This is a genomic window from Streptomyces sp. NPDC048197 (assembly GCF_043202395.1).
Lineage (GTDB): Bacteria > Actinomycetota > Actinomycetes > Streptomycetales > Streptomycetaceae > Streptomyces > Streptomyces siderophoricus.
In genome coordinates this window covers 257473-273698 of record NZ_JBIDAJ010000005.1, presented here as the reverse complement: position 1 = coordinate 273698, position 16226 = coordinate 257473, and the positions used below count along the sequence as shown (strand labels likewise).

The window sequence follows — 16226 nt, the reverse complement described above, 5'->3', positions numbered from 1 at the left end:
TCCCAGGCTGAACGACGTGCGCCCCTGGTACGCTCCGGCGACCCGGGGCGCACGCCGTATATCCAGCAATTCCCGTACCACCGCAGCGAGTTACGGGAAGGCCACGGGTTGCCGGAGACACCCTAGGCGGGCCTTTCCCGGACTCGCCGCCGACCCCGGGACGCCGGCACCGCCCGTCCACGTAACCGAGGAGCAACCATGGCGCACGAAACACAGCAGGCTTCCGGAACCGACGAATCGCCGTTGAACCACACCTGGCCCGTACTGCTGTTCATCGTGGCGAACATCGGTACCGGCTTCGCCGCCGACCGCCCGGTCATCTTCTGGATTTCCGCGGCCGTCGGACTTCTCGGCATTCTGGCCACCATCGGCTGCCTGAAGAAGATGTGGAACATCCGGCACGAACAGCCCAGTGCCTATTTCTGGGGCCTGGTGCTCATCGCGTATTCGGCCTACCTCATCTATTCCCTCGCCGACCACGTCGTCTGATCCCGGACGAGGGGGCCGTGCTCACTACTTCCCCTTGTTCAGCACCCGGCTGACCGGGGTGATCAGCTGGAACACCGACGTGAGGGAGGTCGCCGCCCGGGCCACTTTCCCGTTGGGTCCCAGCTGATTCAGCTTGGCCAATTCCTCGTCCACGCTGAACAGCAGCGGACGGTCCGTCTGCGAGGCGTTCGCGGCAGGGTGGACGGCGGCCGAGGCCCCGGCAGCCAGCAGCAGGGCGGCGAACGTACGGTTCATTTTGGTCATGCCGTTCTCAACGACAGCGCGGCCCGATGGCAACCGCGGCCGCGAAACTCACACTTTATGACGCCCGGCCGCCGCCGTCGGTCCCGTTCCGCGATCGCCACAACCCCTCCGGGGGCCGAACTGTCTCCCTGGGCAAAGACACCTCGGGAACCCGCCGGACCACGGGCTCCCGGCGCAGAGAACGGACCTGCCATGCCCAGCGTGCAGCACACCAGTGGACCGACAAGGACGTCGAAGGAGGGGAAGCCGGCGGTGACCCCCGGGAACGCCACGAGCCCGGCCCACACCGTCCGTCCCGCCGGACGCAGGAGGTCCGCGCTCGCCTCGGCGGCCTGCTCGATACTGCTCGCGGCCGGCCTGGGTTCCCTGGACGCCGGCCCGGCCACCGCCGCCACGCCCGGCCTCCGCGGTGACTTCAACGGTGACGGCCACGGCGACGTGGTGGCCGCCTCGGACGGCGGGCCGGGCCGGATCACCGTGCTCTACGGCGCGGCCGCCGGCCTCGGCTCCCCACGAGCCGTCCTCGACCAGGAGTCGCCGGGCGTACCGGGCCACAACGAGGACGGGGACGGCTTCGGCCGGGCCCTGGCCGCCGGGGACTTCGACGCCGACGGTTTCAGCGACCTCGCGGTCGGCATCCCGCACGAAGTGGTCGGCACCGGCCCCTGGGAGGCCGGCTCGGTGACGATCCTTTGGGGCGGACCGTCCGGCCTGTCCGGCGGTACGCCGCTGCCGACCGGCGCGTCGGACCCCGAGGGCCCGTACAGCGCGGTCGGCGCGACCCTGGCCGCCGCGGACTTCACCGGTGACGGCCGCCCGGACCTGGCCGTCGGCCACGAGGGCGGAGTGCGGCTGCTCAAGGGCCCGTTCACCCGCACGGGCGCGAACACCGGCGTCAGCGTGCACCGGCTCCCCGAGGGGAGCGAGTGGATCGACGCCGTACGGGCCGCCGACATGAACGGCGACGGCCGCGCCGATCTGCTCGCCGAGGCGAATCCCCAGCCCGAGAACGACGCGGACACCTCCTCCGGCATCTGGTGGTTCCCCGGGGCGTCGGACGGGCTGGCGGCCGGCAAGGTGGTGCCCGGTCTGCCGGCCGGCGCACACCTCGCCGGCCGCAAGGCCTTCACCGCGGGCGACCTCGACGGCGACGGACGGGCCGATCTCGCGGTCGGCAGCCGGGGCGAGGACGCCGGCAGTGGCGGTGTGGGCGGCCGGGTGACCGTCGTGTACGGGGCGGCAGCCGGCCCCGGCACCGGGCGCCCGACGCTCTCCGTCGACCAGGACACCGAGGGCGCCCCCGGCACGGCCGAGCCCGAGGACGCCTTCGGCGGGGCGCTCGCCATCGGTGACGTGGACGGCGACCACATCGGCGACCTCGTGATCGGTGCCCCTGGGGAGACGCTCGGTTCGGGCACGGCGGCCGTGAAGTCGGCCGGTGCGGTGACCGTACTGCGCGGCTCACCCGGCGGACTCACGACGGCCGGGGCGCAGATGTACACCCAGGACAGCCCCGGAGTGCCCGGCGCCGCCGAGCCCGGCGACCGCTTCGGCGCGGCCCTGCTGCTCACCGACACCGACCGCGACACCCGGGCGGACCTCGTCGTGACCGCCGACGGCGAGAACGGCACCGGCATGGTCTGGCGCCTGCCCGGCAGCCCGGCCGGCCCGACCGGCACCGGCTCGGCGTACTACGGGGCTCCTGCCGCTCCTGCCGTACGGTTCGGGGTGCCGCTGGAGGGCTGAGCCGGCCCGCCGGCTGCCGGTGGCCTCCCGGGAGCGGCTTGCGCCGCGATGAGGCCGAGCAGTTCCGTGGTGGCCCCGCCGAGGTCCAGGAAGTCCCGCATGGCCTTCGTGAACACCCCGAACTTGCCCGCGGCGATCGCCCGCCAGCAGTCGGCGCCCGCCTGCCCGCCCCGTCGCTGCAGCTGCGCCCACCGCTGTTGGGCCCGCGGGTCCGGCAGCGGAAAGTAGCGGCCGGCTTCCGTCACGACCTGCTCGACGGCGATGCAGTGCGGACGGATCCGGCGGGCGGCGAAACCGCGGTCGGTGAGCGCCGACCTGTCCTGCAGCGCCGTGACGATCCCCAGCACCCCGGCCCCGAAGCGCCCCGTGAGGTTCCTTCCGCCGAGCCGGAGCCAGGCGTCCGTCTGTACTCCGAGGACCTGGGGCGAGGCGGCCGGGATCGCCTCCCGGGGCACCAGCCGCTCCTCGGTGAGCGAGGCCCGGGCGGGCCGTCCTTCGTCGCCGCCGGGCAGGCTCACCGTCGCGTTGAGCGCAAGAACGGCTCCGCAGGTCACGCCGACCAGCACCCGTCGCGCGACCACCCGCTCCCGCCGGGGCCCGGGCCGCCCCGACGTTCGCTGCACGCTCTTATCAACTGGCAGGGTTTTACGGGTAGTTGGCCCGTCAAGGGTAGTTCGACCACCCCGACGCAGCGCCCATCGCCCCACCCGCCGCGCCCCCGAACCCAGCAGAGCGGCCGCGGCGGAGACGAAGATCCCGAGCCCCAGGACCAGGGGCAGCAGGATCTCGGTGGCCGGCCAGATGCCGCCGGGCAGCCAATGACACGTGGAGCTCAGCGTGTTGAGCGGACCGAGGCAGCCGTCGAAGGACCCGAGCAGGAACAGGCCGGCCAGCCCGAGCAGCGCCGTGGTCCCGGCCGCCACGAGAGCGATGAGCAGCGGGAAACGGGCGGTGGACGCGGCGGTCAGCGCGGCTGTGACGGCCGTGGTACAGACCAGCACGATCAGCACGGACGCCAGGAAGACCAGCAGATAGGTGCCGTACCGCCGGTCGACCGGCGGCTGCCAGGTGTGCATCGAGGCCATGACCGCGACGATGCCGGCCCAGCACACCAGCGTGCCGACACCGGCGGCGTACAAGGGCCGTCGCAGCGGCGGCAGCACCGCGGGCCCGTGGGCCGGGCCGGGCGCCCCGCGCAGCGCACCGAGCACCCAGTGCGGCGTCACCGTCTCCCCGCTCCTCCGCCGTACCCAGCCGAGCAGCGGCAGCAGCCACAGCAGCGCAGCGGCCCACAGCATCATCGGGTCCGTACCGATCGGCAGCAGTATCGGCAAGGCCATCGCGATCGCCGACAGCGCACCCTCATGCCCGGGCACCGTGCCCGGCAGATCGTGCTCCAGCGCTTCCCGGATACCGGTCCCGGAGTACGCCCACCCCATGGTCAGCACATGGCCGTCGGCCTGCCACCAGGCGTACCACAGGGCGAACACCGCCCAGGTCGCCGCCAGCCCGAGCAGCATCGCCGGACGCAGCGTGCGGCCCCGCCACGACCGCACCGACAGCTCCGCGTACTGCGCGGTCCAGCACAGGATGCCCACGCTCATCACGATGAGCAGGGCGAACGCCTCCGGATGCCGCGGCAGCCACCGCGTGCTCCCGGACGTCGTGCTCATCAGCAACTCGCCCACGACGAGCCCCACTCCGAGCCACCACCCCGCACGCAGCCCCGACGGCACCCGCCCGCCGGTCAGCACCGCACGCGCCACACCGCGCCACAACGCCACGCCCGGAATCGCCGCGATCAGGCCCGCGAGCAGGGCCGTCAGCGGCCCGAGCAGCCATCCCTGCCGCACGCCCGGCAACAGGTCCGTCATCTGGTCGCCGACGATCGTCGACGTGGCACCGGCGACGAAGAGGGTGCCGGCGTGCGGCGCGAACAGCTCCCGCGGATCGCTGAGCGACGCGACCCGCCGGTCCCAGGAGGGATGCGTCCGCCACCACGCGACGAACGACCCCCAGAGCCGGCGAAAACCGGAAGCCGGCGAGGACCCCGGGCCGCGCCACGCCCCGGCATCCGCGCCCCAGGCAAGTGCGTCCAGGTCCGCATAGGTCTCACGGGTCCGCAGGACATCCGCCCGGGCGAGATGGACGAACGCGATCATCGCGGCCGACAGCACCAGTTCATGCGCCATCCCGAGCCGCTCCGCGGGCCCGAGGACCGCCGACGCCGCGGACGACCGGAGGTCCAGCGCGATCCAGACCAGGTACGCCGGCAGCACAGCGACCAGGAACACGCGCCAGAGGGCGACCGTGGCGTACGTGACGTCGACATCCCGATTACGGATGTGCGCGAGCTCATGCAGGACCACCGCACGGAAGCCCGCCGGATCCTGCCGTCTGCGCGCCACCAGCCCGCCGTGCAGACAGACCGTATGGCGCCGCAGCCGTCCGAACACCACCGCACCGGCCGTGACCTCCGCCGGCGCGATCACGAACCGCGGCGGACGACCGGACAGCCCGGCCACCTCGACCAGCTCGTCCAGCACCGCACGCAACTCGCCCCGGCCGTCGGCCCGTCCGCCGCCCGGCCCCTCACCGGCTCCCTCGAGAGGTCTCCCTTCCACCGGAACGACCCGCCCGCGGCGGCCCTTCCAGCGTGGCAGCATCCAGTAGAGCCCGCCCGCCGCGGCGAGGAGCGCACCGAGCACGACGACCGGCACCCATCCCGCGGCCGACGGGACGAAGCGGTCCAGACAGTTCTGGTACGCGTCACCGGCGCGCACCGTGGTCAGCGCGATGCCCAGGTAGTCGCTGTCCGGATCGGCTCCGGCCGCGAGCGCACACCCGACCCGGATGTTGCGGGGATCGGCGACCGACTCCACGATCTTGTCCGTCACGGTGGCACTGCTGGTCACGAACAGCACCATCAGCAGGACGAAGCGCAGCCCCGTGCCGGCCCCGAGGACACGCTCGTCCACACCCGGCCCGGCAGCCGGCCCCACGCTCACCCGACGCCCCGCCCATCCATTCCCGATTGCTTTCCCGCCCTCACTCACGACGGCCGCCCCTACGCCTCGGGCCCCGGCTCCCCGGACCTGTCGTCCCCGCCGGCCCCACCGGCCCCGCCCTCCTGCGCCAACTGCCGTTGCGGCGGCGGTAGCACCAGCCGCGCCACCACCCGCTCGGCCAGCGCGGTCGCCGTCTCCGACGCCAGCCCGCTCTCCGCCCCCAGCTCCAGGACCCGCTGCCGTACCGACTCCAACTGCTCCGCCGTCAGTGGGGGAACGACCCTGACCGCCGCGGGCCGGCGCGCCACCCTGCGCAGCCACGCCTTCGACCGGCGGCCCACGTTCTCGACGGCCGCGCCCGCCACCTTCCGCGCCGCCTCGTCCAGCGCCAGCCACACCACCGGCGTCACCAGCGCCGTGACCTCCTGCACCCCGAACCCGAGAGGCTCCCGGGCCCGCCCCCGCCCCCTCAGCCGCGCCACGGCCCGCTCGTCATCGATCCGCAACAGCCCTTCCACCAGGACGACTTCGTCCGGCGCGACATCGCCGACGACCTCCCGGACCACCTCCCGCACCGGGACCCCACCCCGGCCACCCCCGCCGACCCGGGCCCCCGCGCCCTGCCCGCCCGCAGTACGACCGTCAGTCCCCCGCACCGATTCCATCCGCCCCAGCCCCCTCGTCGCCCTCAACCTCACCCCGAACGAACGACCCACCGCCCCCACATCGTAGTAACGCCCTCTCTCCGGTGCCTCCGACAGCGGGCTTTCCGTCTTGGCAAGATGGCCGCAACAGGGGGAAACCCTGGGGAAGTCCGAGAAGGGTCCGAGGCACCATGGCCGTCGTCCACCACACCACCCTCAAGCCCGGCAAACTGGAGCTGCTCACCTCATGGCTGCCCACGCAGCCCTGGTACCTCGGCACCGGGAGTGCGCCGGACCTCACCAAGGCCGGGGGCTTCCGGCTCGACGATCCGGAAGGTGAGGTCGGCCTCGAATTCATGGCCGTCACCGACGCGTCCGGCGACCTGCCGGTCACGTACCACGTTCCGCTCAGTTACCGGGGCGCGCCGCTGGAGGGCAGTGCGCACGCGCTCGTCGGGAACACGGAGCACGGGGTGCTGGGCCGCCGTTGGATCTACGACGGCACTCACGACCCGGTCCTGATAGCCCAACTCTTCGCCCTTGTCACCGGACAGGCGCAGGCCCAGGACCAGGATGCGAGCGACGCCGTCGACCCGTCCGTCACCGCATCGTTCACCGCCGCCGCAACCACAGCGGCGAGCGTCAGCGGCGACGGTTCGGTCGCGCTCACCCTCGTGGACGTGCTCAACGGACCGCGCGGCACCGACGCCCTCGTGGCCACGGAGCCCAGCAGGCACCTCACCCTTTCCCTCCACCGTGTGCTTCAGCCGCAGCGCGGGGGCGACTCAACTCCCGGCGACCCGAAGGCGATTGGGCACGTCACCGCTGGCTGGCAGCTGCCCGACGGCAGCACCGCACACGGTCCGTTCGTCTCCGTCCATGACGGTGCGCCGGGCCGCACCACCGCATAGCGGGGAATAGCGGGGGAGTGCCGGGGGGTGGACCGACAACCCGTATGTGCCGGGCCGACCGCCCATACGGCACAGAGCGGCAGAAGGCTCATCCGGCGGGGGACTGATGCCCGCCGTGCAGGTTGCGGCAGGTAGCCTGCCCCGGTCAACATCCCGTTGATCTTCAGCCACAGTCGAGCAGTCCACCATGGGGGACCCCGGAATGTCCGCACCACCGCCGTACCAGAACCAGCCGCCGCACCAGCAGTACGGCTATGCGCAGCCGGTCCAGCCGCCCGTCCAGCAGCCCTACGGACAGCAGCCGTACGGACAGCAGCCCTACGGACACCCGCAGCCCCCCGGCGGTCCCCAGCGGCCGCCGCAGCGCAGCCCGTTGCGGGGGCTCATCACCGCCGTCGTCATCCTGGCCATCTTCGGCGGCGGGGCCTGGTACGTGTGGGACTACAACACCAATCCCAACGGCGGTAAGGCCAAGGAGGAGGCCGATCGGGTCGCCCGGCGCGAGGCGGCGGACAAGAAGTACAACCCCAAGATCGGCGACTGCGTCAAGATCAAGGACCCCCAGGGCGAGCCGGTGACGCTGATCGTCGACTGCGGTTCCGCCGATGCCGAGTACAAGCTGGGCGAGCGGCTGGACGGGCCCGCCCAGAAGTGCGGGCCGAAGTGGGACTACGGCATCGAGTACGTGGGCCGCCACACCGCCAGCTACACGTTGTGCTTCAGCAAGGTCTGATCCGCCGCTCGCGGCTGCTTGCTCATCGCGTGTCCCGCTCATCAGGTGACGCCGGACGTCGCCCGTTTCCTGCGGGCGGCGGTCGGCTTCGGCCGGCTTCGAGGAACGGGGGGACGACGGACATGGACATCGATGCCGCGGTATTCGACGTATTCGGGACGTTGACCGACTGGCGGTCCGGGGTGACGGAGGCGCTGAACGCCTGACGGGGCGGTAAGTCTGCCGGGCAGGCCGCCCCGCCAGGTTGAGATGGTGCCGCCGACTCAGCCGATCAAGGGGATCCACCGCTGGTCGTCGGACCCGGTGCACGGTGCGAGGGCTACCGCGCTGCGATTGCCGGCATCGGCAATGCAACCCCGTGCGAACTTACGGCTGATGAGGGCCGAGCCCTCGTCTCTGTTCGCGTAGTCCCAGTACTGGGCCTGGATTCCGGAATTGCAGTCCTCCAGGGCGATCTGCTGTCCGATAGCCTTGGCCGTGACGCACCGGCCGGGGTGGATGGCGCTTTCCAGCTGGTAACCCTGGAACCTTCCGGACTTCAAGTAGAAGTCCTGAGTTCCGGAGATGTCGGGAGTCCAGGACTTGAGGGTGTCGTTTCCGAAGGCGTCGAGGTTGCGGTCGCTACCGACGTTCTGGAACGTGTACCGCACGTCCGGCCGGATCGTCGGGACGGTCGCCGCCTGGGCGCTGCCGGTGCTCAACAGACCCATGCTCAGCAGGGCGGATGCGGACAGAACGGCGGCGATGGCCTTGCGACTTGCCACGGGCTCCTCCTGACCTGGTGACGCTGTGCGCGTCACGCGAAAAGGTTGATTGTGCACTTTCCCAAGGCATGTGCCTCGGAAAGGAACCTATGGCTGGCCGCGGCCCGCCCGGAAGCCGAGTTCCGGACGTCGAACAGGCCGAGCGGTTTCCCGTTCAAACGAATTGCATTCCCAGAGGAGTGGCTTTACGGCAAGGGGTCGTTCGGCCTGTCCGAAGGCCGCCCGTACGGCACGCCGGCCGGTTCGGCCGAATGCGGAGAATTTCCGGCCAGTACTCGGTCGTCAGTATGCGGGGCCGGACGGGAAAGGATAGGGGACGGCCGCTACGGGGGCGGGAACGGCCCGCTGATCTCCACGCCCGGGAGGGAGGTTTGCTCCGACGGTTGCGTCGTGATCAGGGCGCGTGCGAGGTGGTGCGAAACCCGTCCCTCGGCGCGAAACGGTGCGCGACGGCGACGGCGTACGTGGCCGGATCCCGGCAAAGCGTGACATCGCCGCAGGTGTCGGTGTAAAGCTGCCGGGTGCGAAGGGCGGGCGCCCGGGGGAGAGGGAGGTGTCCGCGCGGGGTCAGTCCGTCCGTGGGCCGAGAGCGCCCGCGGGGATGTGGGTGCGGGCCGAACTGGTGATGCGGTAGCGGCCGTTGGGTACGGGCGCCGCGGTGACATGGACGGCGAGCGGGCCGGCCCACTCGTACTCGCGTTTCGCGGCGTGCTGCGCCAGTACGTCGGTGAGCCGCTGGCCTATCTGGCCGCCCTGCGCGGCCAGTTCGTCATGGACCTCGGGTGCGAGTTCGACCGTGTACTCATTGGGCACGAGGACGCGGTGCTGGCTGCAGACGACCGCGTGGTCGTCGCATTCACGCCGCAGGTCGTCGCACAGCTCGACGGGGTCGTTCCCGGCGATCTTGGCGATCAGCGCGCTCTCGCACTCCTCCACTACCTGTTCCATCTGCTTCAGGAGTCCCATGGAAGGGCGCGTGCCCGGGAGTGCCGGGTGCATGCGGACACAAGAACTCCAGGTGAACGCACAACCCTTCACATCCTTCGCGGGTCTCGTGATCGGAGTCAGTGGACTCCACGACCGATCCGGGTCCCGCCGGGCGTCTTCCACGCCGGCGGTTCCCCTTTCTCATTCGAGGAACACATGCGCATTCGTGCCACTGCCGCCGCACTGTCCGGCGCCCTGGCCATATCCGCCCTCGCGATCCCGGCCGCACAGGCCGCGGACGCCCCGGGCGCCGGCGCCGCCAAGGCGCAGCTCTCGTCGTTCGCCGCGCAGTCCCCCGCCGTAGCAGGGGCGGACGACGCACAGGGAGACACCAAGATCACGAACGTCACCGTCAACGGCGGCAAGGACATCGTGGTCGGCACCAGCCTGAAGAAGACGTACACCGTCTCCGTCACCGCCACCGACCCGGCCGGCATCTACGACGGTTACGCCTTCCTGTGGCACGGCACCGACCTGGATTCCAAGACCGGTGTGGACGGTGCCATGACCCCGGGCACCGACCACGGCAGCTGCAAGCAGGTCAACGCCACGACCTCCACCTGCTCGGTCACCCTGGTCGCCGACCCCGCCTCCACGATCTACGGCAACCTCCTCGCCGGCAGGTGGCACGTCTACGCGGCCGCGGTGGGCAAGGACGGTGACTACACCATCAAGGACACCTACAAGTCCGGCTGGGTGAAGCGTGCGTCCAAGCTGACCACGAACGCCGGGCCCGAGCCGGTGAAGGCGGGCGCGACCCTCACCGTCACCGGCGCCCTGACCCGGGCGAACTGGGACAACGACACGTACGGCGGGTACGGCAACCAGTCCGTGCAGCTGCAGTTCCGCAAGCAGGGCGCCAGCAGCTACAGCACCGTCAAGACCGTGACGTCGGACAGCCGCGGCAACCTGAAGACGACCGTGAAGGCGTCGGCCGACGGTTACTGGCGCTACGTCTTCGCCGGCACGCCGACGTCGTCGGTGGCGACCTCCACGAGCGACTACGTCGACGTGAAGTAACGCGCCGAGGTGAGGTCCCCGGCCGCGCGAGGTGACTCGCCGAGGTGAAGTCGGGGAAACCGGGGCGGGGCGGCCGGTTGACGGCCGCCCCGCCCGCAGTCTTTGGCAGCGGGGCCGTGGCGCCGGCCCCGCTGCCGCTCACGCCCCCGTGACGCCGTCGATGCGCTCCCGGAGCAGGTCCGCATGGCCGTTGTGGCGCGCGTACTCCTCGATCATGTGGACCAGGATCCAGCGCAGCGAGACGTCCTGGCCGCCGACATGGCCGGCCTCTCGTTCCGAGAGCCGGCCGGAGTCGTCCAGGGAACGGCCCGCGAGCAGCTCGCGGCTCCGGGCGACTTCCGCCCGCCAGGCCGCCAGCGCCTCGTCGATCCCGCGCCCGGCAACGAGTGCAAAGCCGTCGCCCGCCCCCTGGCCGTGGTCATCGCCGAAGACCGCGGGCACGTCCTGGCCGGCGAACACCCGCTGGAACCAATTGCGTTCCACCTCCGCCATGTGCTGCACCAGGCCCAGCAGCGTCATCGGTGACGGCGGCACCGAGGCCGCCCGCAGCTGCTGATCGTCAAGCCCCTCGCACTTGAGGGGGAGCGTGGCGCGGTGGAAATCCAACCAGGCCTCCAACGTGGCGCGTTCATCGGCGAGCGGTGGCGGTACGGTGCGTCCGTCCGGTGTCATGACCATGAACCACACCTTCGCACAGGGGGCGGGGCAGGGCAGGGGCTTGTCCTCCTCCTCGATCACTCCTCGATGGCACCGCCGATGCGGCGGAGGTGCTGCCGGAAGGTGTAGGTGGGGTCGGCGGCGCGGCGGGCCAGGTAGTCGTCGAAGGCCGTTTGGTCGCGCAGGGTCTGGCCGGCGCGGATCTTGCGGGCCTGGTCGCGTTCGGTCCGCCGGATCTCGTGTGCGGTGGCGAGGACCTCTTCGGCATGTTCGGCGGCGAGGAACAGCACACCGTCGTCATCACCGAAGACCAGGTCGTCCCGGCCCACCAGGTGCTCCCCGAACCGTGCCGTCGTGAGCGCCTCGGGCTCCCGCTCGTCGAGCCGTACCGGGCCGGGCGGGCAGGCGCCGTAGCTGAATACCGGGCGGCCGATGTCCACCAACTCCGGTGTGTCGCGGTGCAGGCCCCACACCACCAGCCCCGCCACACCCGCCGCTTCGGCCTCCAGGACCGTCAGGTCACCGATACACGCTTCGTCCGTCCGCCCGCCGTTGTCGATGACCAGTACGTCGCCCGCTTCGGCCTGGGCGAACGCCTCCAGGAAGACGTCCACACTGCCGTAATGGCGCACCGGCAACGCGCGGCCGGCGACCCGCTGACCGGGGACGACGGGGGCGATACCGGCCGGTGCCGTACGCAGCGGTGCGCCACGGCGGACGCATGCGTCGGCCACCAGTGGGGTGGACAGGTCGGTGAAGGAACTCAGCATGTGCGATCCCCGCTCTCTGACGTGCGGCTTCCAAGATCTCTTACCGGCCGGGACTCTACGCGTCGGCGCCGGACCGTGGTGAGGAGTGCCGGCCGGTCCTCCTGCTGGCTCATCGCCCGCTCGGGGCCCCGTGCTGGAGCAGTCCCTCGGTGAAGTCCTCGGTCGCCGGTGCGTGCCGTGAGGTGTACGGACACGTCCAGTCCCGCTCCGTGAACCGGCCGGAGAAGTGCCGTGCGGGCTGCTCGTATTCATACTCGGTGAAGCTCGGATTGACGGAACCGTTGTTCGTGGTCTCGCGCCGGCGAATGGCGCCCTGCATCGAGTAGAACTTCTCACCGAGAAGCATGAACTGGGCCAGGGAGTTGAAAGCGATCGCCGCCGTCGAGAAGCGACGGCTCGCCCTGGACGCGCCCGGGTGCATTCCCACGACGAAGAACGCGTGGCCGCCCGTGTGAAATCCGAAGTTCGGTGTGCGGGGATCGGACGAGGCGCCCTTGTCCAGCCCGAAGGTGCGGCTGTCGAGGTCATGCATGAGCTGGAGGTGCCGCCATATGAGGCCCTCGTAGGTGAGCTCGTCCACGGTCCCCGGCTCGTCGAACGTCGCGACGAACGTACGGAAGCTCTGGTCCGACAGCAGCGGCCGCACGGTCTCCACATATTCCAGGAGGTCGCGGTAATTCTCCCGGGCCGACCTTTCGTCGCCCATTCTTCGGTAGTGCCGGTGTGTGATGGTGTCGCGTTTGAGTGCGGCGCGGGCGCCCAGGCAGCTGAACTCCCGGGTTTGAATGAAGCGGTCCAGTTGGCTGCGTATGGCTGCGGTGCTGCGCAGGGCGGTATCGGGTTCAGTCATCGTGAGACCTTGCCTTGGCTGGATGTGAGCGCTTGATGTCAGCGGTGTGGGCGGGCCCGGATGCGTCCCCTGCTTCAGGGGTGCCGTCGGCGTGCCGGTGGGGGAGCGCAGGGCACCGTGGCTGCTGATCGCCGCCCTCCCGGGACGTGATCAACGGCTGACCGAATCGACACTGAGGTGCACGAGTCCCCTAGGCAATACCTAAAGCGGACAAACTGTGGCTCATGGCGGCATCCAGCCTCAGGACGGGCAGCCCGGTCCGGTCATGAGAAGCGCCTGTGCGGCGGCCTGGGGTGGAGTCGGTGCCGCCTTTCCGTGGGGCTGTGGGTGCGCCATGTCGCAACTTGCCGAAACGGTAAGGGCGTTGGGGTTCGGTATTTCATCGGGCGGCATGTAGTGATCGCTTGCGGTGATGATCGCCGGGGTCGACCGGACTGTCCGCCCGAGTCGTATCCACCGAGGGGGCGGATCCCCACTCCCGTCCCGCCGCAACTACCCCGAATGCCGACTCCGAGCAATACCCGCCAGGCCAATTTATCCGCTGCGAATGTTCAAATTTTCGCCAACTCGAATTCTAGAATTTCCGGCCCGTACGAGTAATCGGTCGGTAGCTCTCCGGTGTGCAGGGGGCGCTGTGAGGCTCAACTGGGCGCCCCGTGCCGCCCGAATGGCCCGACGCTAAATCTCTGTATCGGGCACGCATTTCCTCCGAATGTAACTATTCAGTCAACGGCTCTTTGCAGGGCTCTGAATGCTCTCTAATCTGAGGCAACTTTTCGGCCAGCCCTGTCTTGAAAGGCCTCCTATGGCAAGCGTTGACCAGATCGCTCCCCTGAAGACACGCGATCCGGGCTCCCTCCGCAGGGACGTGGGACTGATCGGCCTGATGTGGGCCTCGGTCGGTTCGATCATCGGCTCCGGTTGGCTGTACGGAGCAGAGAAAGCCGTGGTCGTGGCGGGCCCGGCCGCGATCATCTCCTGGAGCATCGGCGCGGTCGCGATCGTGCTCCTGGCCCTGGTGCACGCCGAACTCGGCGGACTCTTCCCGGTGGCCGGCGGTACGGCGCGGTACCCGCACTACGCCTTCGGCGGCCTGGCCGGCATGTCGTTCGGCTGGTTCTCCTGGCTCCAGGCCGCGACCGTGGCTCCCATCGAGGTCGAGGCCATGATCGGTTACGCCGGTCACTGGTCCTGGGCCCAGGGCTTCCTGCATGCCAATGGCACCCTCACCACCAGCGGTTTCATCGTGGCCGTCATCCTGATGGCGGTCTTCGTCGCGGTGAACTTCCTCGGTGTGAAGGTCCTCGCCCACACCAACAGCGCCGCCACCTGGTGGAAGATCGCCGTACCCCTCGGGGCGATCTTCGTCATCGCGGCGACCAACTTCCACCCGCACAACTTCACCTCGCACGGCTTCGCGCCGTTCGGCGCCAAGGGCGTCCTCAGCGCCATCAGCACCAGCGGCATCATCTTCGCGCTGCTCGGCTTCGAGCAGGCCATCCAGCTGGCCGGCGAGAGCCGCAACCCCAAGCGTGACCTGCCGCGCGCCACGATCGGTTCGGTCGTGATCGGCGCCGTCATCTACACGCTCCTGCAGGTGGTCTACATCGGCGCACTGCCGCTGGCCTCCTTCGCGCACGGCTGGGCCAAGCTGGACTACGTCGGCATCAGCGGCCCGTGGGCCGGTCTGGCCACCGTCATCGGCCTGGGCTGGCTCGGCTGGGTCCTGTACGCGGACGCCATCGTGTCCCCCGGCGGCACCGGCCTCATCTACACCACCTCCACCTCGCGCATCTCCTACGGCCTGAGCAAGAACGGCTACGCCCCGAGGCTGTTCGAGCGCATCGACAAGCGCGGTGTGCCGTGGTTCGGCCTGATCATCTCCTTCCTGACCGGAGTGATCTGCTTCCTGCCGTTCCCGAGCTGGCAGGAGCTGGTCTCCTTCATCACCTCGGCGAGCGTCCTGATGTACGCCGGCGCCCCGCTCGCGTTCGGCGTCTTCCGCGACCGCCTGCCGAACCGCGAGCGTCCGTACCGCCTGCCCGGCGGCAACATCATCTCGCCGCTGTCCTTCGTCGTGGCCAGCCTGATCATCTACTGGGCCGGCTGGGAGACCCTGCAGCGGCTCGGCTGGGCGATCATCCTCGGGTACGTGCTGCTCGGCAGCTACGCCTGGTACGCGACGAAGAAGCAGCTGCCGAACGCGCCCCGGCTGGACTGGAAGGCCGCCCAGTGGCTGCCGGTCTACCTGCTCGGCATGGGCCTCATCGCCTGGCAGGGCGGCTTCGGCGGTCAGGGACACATCCCGATGTGGTGGGACATCGTGCTCGTCACGGCGTTCGCGCTGGGCATCTACTACTGGGCCCGCAGCACCGCGGTTTCGACCGAGGCCATCGAGCAGAACATCGAGGAGGTCGCGGTCGTGGACGAGGGCGGCCACTGACCGCACTCGACCCTCCACCTGAACGACCAAGAGCCGATGGGCCCGGCCGGTTTTCCGGCCGGGCCCATCGGTCTTCGCACGGGCGTCCGGCGGCTTCCGCGCCGGCCTCTGCTTTTCCTCGTCAGGATGCCGAGGCCGGGATCCCGCTATCCGTCCGCCTTCTCCTGCTCGTCCGCCGCTGCTCCCTGCACCCCCTTGAGCACCGCCAGGGCGGCTTCCACGCGCTCCTGCGTTGCGGCCTTGCTGAGGCCCGCGTCGGTGAGCAGCCCTGAGCCGTTCTCGTGCTCCAGGAGTGCCAGCAGGATGTGTTCGGTGCCGATGTAGTTGTGACCCAGCCGCAGGGCCTCGCGGAAGGTGAGTTCGAGGACCTTCTTCGACTCGGCGTCGAACGGGATGAGCGCGGGGACCGGTCCACCGGACGGAGGCAGGGCCGCCGTCGCCGCCTCCCGGACGGCGTCCAGCGACACGCCCTGGTCGAGGATCATCTTCCCCGCGAGCGCATCGGGTTCGTCGAGCAGCCCGAGGACGAGGTGCACGGTGCCGATCTCACCGTTGCCCGCCGCATGGGCCTCCTTCTGGGAGGCCACCACGACGCTCCTCGCCCGCGTGGTGTACCGGCTGAAGCCCTGGCTCGGGTCGAGGTCCGAGTCGCCCGACGTCTTCGGCACGAACCGCTTCTGGGCGGCCTGGCGGGTGACGCCCATGCTCTTGCCGATGTCCGTCCAGCTGGCGCCGGAACGCCGGGCCTGGTCCACGAAGTGGCCGATGAGGTGATCGGCGATGTCGCCGAGGTGGTCAGCGGCGATCACCGCGTCGGTGAGCTGGTCGAGGGCGTCCGGGTGGGCCTTCTTGATGGCCTCGATCAGGTCGTCGAGGCGTACGGGATGGGTGGGTGCGCCTGGATTCGTCATGTGACAACCGTAGGTTGACAGTAGAGCGG

Annotated in this window: 15 protein-coding genes; 6 read left to right on the top strand and 9 right to left on the bottom strand. The window is 70.3% G+C overall.

Translation table 11 applies throughout. From position 1 onward, the window contains the following. The first annotated feature begins 198 nt into the window (after positions 1-198). Positions 199-489: a hypothetical protein gene (locus tag ACGF4C_RS09995; RefSeq protein WP_393564877.1), complete on the top strand. Its 291-nt coding sequence runs from the start codon at positions 199-201 to the stop codon at positions 487-489. Between the two features lie 24 nt (positions 490-513). Here ACGF4C_RS09995 and ACGF4C_RS09990 read toward each other — a convergent pair whose 3' ends face one another. Further along, complete coding sequence (locus tag ACGF4C_RS09990) at positions 514-753, bottom strand: hypothetical protein (RefSeq protein WP_351535016.1); 240 nt, start codon at positions 751-753, stop codon at positions 514-516. Positions 754-1005: 252 nt separating this feature from the next. Between ACGF4C_RS09990 and ACGF4C_RS09985 the strand changes: the two genes are divergently transcribed. Then, entirely contained in the window at positions 1006-2499 is a 1494-nt protein-coding gene (locus ACGF4C_RS09985) for a VCBS repeat-containing protein (protein WP_393564876.1), read from the top strand. Here the strand turns inward: ACGF4C_RS09985 and ACGF4C_RS09980 are convergent. Both ACGF4C_RS09980 and ACGF4C_RS09975 read right to left on the bottom strand, forming a co-directional pair. Continuing rightward, complete coding sequence (locus ACGF4C_RS09980) at positions 2445-5477, bottom strand: M48 family metalloprotease (RefSeq protein ID WP_393564874.1); 3033 nt, start codon at positions 5475-5477, stop codon at positions 2445-2447. The two genes, ACGF4C_RS09985 and ACGF4C_RS09980, sit on opposite strands and share 55 nt — an antisense overlap. Before the next feature lie 89 nt (positions 5478-5566). Beyond that, complete coding sequence (locus ACGF4C_RS09975) at positions 5567-6082, bottom strand: hypothetical protein (RefSeq protein WP_393564873.1); 516 nt, start codon at positions 6080-6082, stop codon at positions 5567-5569. Between the two features lie 260 nt (positions 6083-6342). Between ACGF4C_RS09975 and ACGF4C_RS09970 the strand changes: the two genes are divergently transcribed. Together ACGF4C_RS09970 and ACGF4C_RS09965 are read left to right on the top strand one after the other, a co-directional pair. After that, on the top strand, positions 6343-7062 hold the full coding sequence (locus ACGF4C_RS09970) for a 1,4-alpha-glucan branching protein (protein ID WP_393564872.1): 720 nt from the start codon (positions 6343-6345) through the stop codon (positions 7060-7062). Positions 7063-7264: 202 nt separating this feature from the next. Then, positions 7265-7795 (top strand): hypothetical protein, encoded by a 531-nt coding sequence (locus ACGF4C_RS09965; RefSeq protein WP_030415604.1) that lies wholly within the window; start codon positions 7265-7267, stop codon positions 7793-7795. A 263-nt stretch (positions 7796-8058) separates the two neighbouring features. Here the strand turns inward: ACGF4C_RS09965 and ACGF4C_RS09960 are convergent, their stop codons facing one another. Together ACGF4C_RS09960 and ACGF4C_RS09955 are read right to left on the bottom strand one after the other, a co-directional pair. Beyond that, entirely contained in the window at positions 8059-8559 is a 501-nt protein-coding gene (locus ACGF4C_RS09960; protein WP_393564870.1) for an RICIN domain-containing protein, read from the bottom strand. Positions 8560-9126: 567 nt separating this feature from the next. Further along, a complete protein-coding gene (locus tag ACGF4C_RS09955; RefSeq protein ID WP_393564869.1) occupies positions 9127-9525 on the bottom strand; it encodes a DUF3662 domain-containing protein in 399 nt (132 codons plus the stop codon). A gap of 177 nt (positions 9526-9702) precedes the next feature. Between ACGF4C_RS09955 and ACGF4C_RS09950 the strand changes: the two genes are divergently transcribed. Next, positions 9703-10566: a calcium-binding protein gene (locus tag ACGF4C_RS09950; RefSeq protein WP_393564867.1), complete on the top strand. Its 864-nt coding sequence runs from the start codon at positions 9703-9705 to the stop codon at positions 10564-10566. A 138-nt stretch (positions 10567-10704) separates the two neighbouring features. On the opposite strand, the gene ACGF4C_RS09945 is transcribed toward ACGF4C_RS09950, so the two are convergent. From ACGF4C_RS09945 to gntA, 3 genes are all read right to left on the bottom strand, one after another. Beyond that, positions 10705-11244: a DinB family protein gene (locus ACGF4C_RS09945; RefSeq protein ID WP_393564865.1), complete on the bottom strand. Its 540-nt coding sequence runs from the start codon at positions 11242-11244 to the stop codon at positions 10705-10707. A 56-nt stretch (positions 11245-11300) separates the two neighbouring features. After that, a complete protein-coding gene (locus ACGF4C_RS09940) occupies positions 11301-11993 on the bottom strand; it encodes an RraA family protein (protein ID WP_393564863.1) in 693 nt (230 codons plus the stop codon). Between the two features lie 109 nt (positions 11994-12102). Next, positions 12103-12843: a guanitoxin biosynthesis heme-dependent pre-guanitoxin N-hydroxylase GntA gene (gene gntA / locus ACGF4C_RS09935; protein WP_393564862.1), complete on the bottom strand. Its 741-nt coding sequence runs from the start codon at positions 12841-12843 to the stop codon at positions 12103-12105. A gap of 805 nt (positions 12844-13648) precedes the next feature. On the opposite strand from gntA, the gene ACGF4C_RS09930 reads away from it, so the two are divergent. Further along, positions 13649-15286 (top strand): APC family permease, encoded by a 1638-nt coding sequence (locus ACGF4C_RS09930; protein WP_393564861.1) that lies wholly within the window; start codon positions 13649-13651, stop codon positions 15284-15286. Between the two features lie 146 nt (positions 15287-15432). Here ACGF4C_RS09930 and ACGF4C_RS09925 read toward each other — a convergent pair whose 3' ends face one another. Continuing rightward, complete coding sequence (locus tag ACGF4C_RS09925; RefSeq protein WP_393564859.1) at positions 15433-16197, bottom strand: Clp protease N-terminal domain-containing protein; 765 nt, start codon at positions 16195-16197, stop codon at positions 15433-15435. Between the last annotated feature and the right edge of the window lie 29 nt (positions 16198-16226).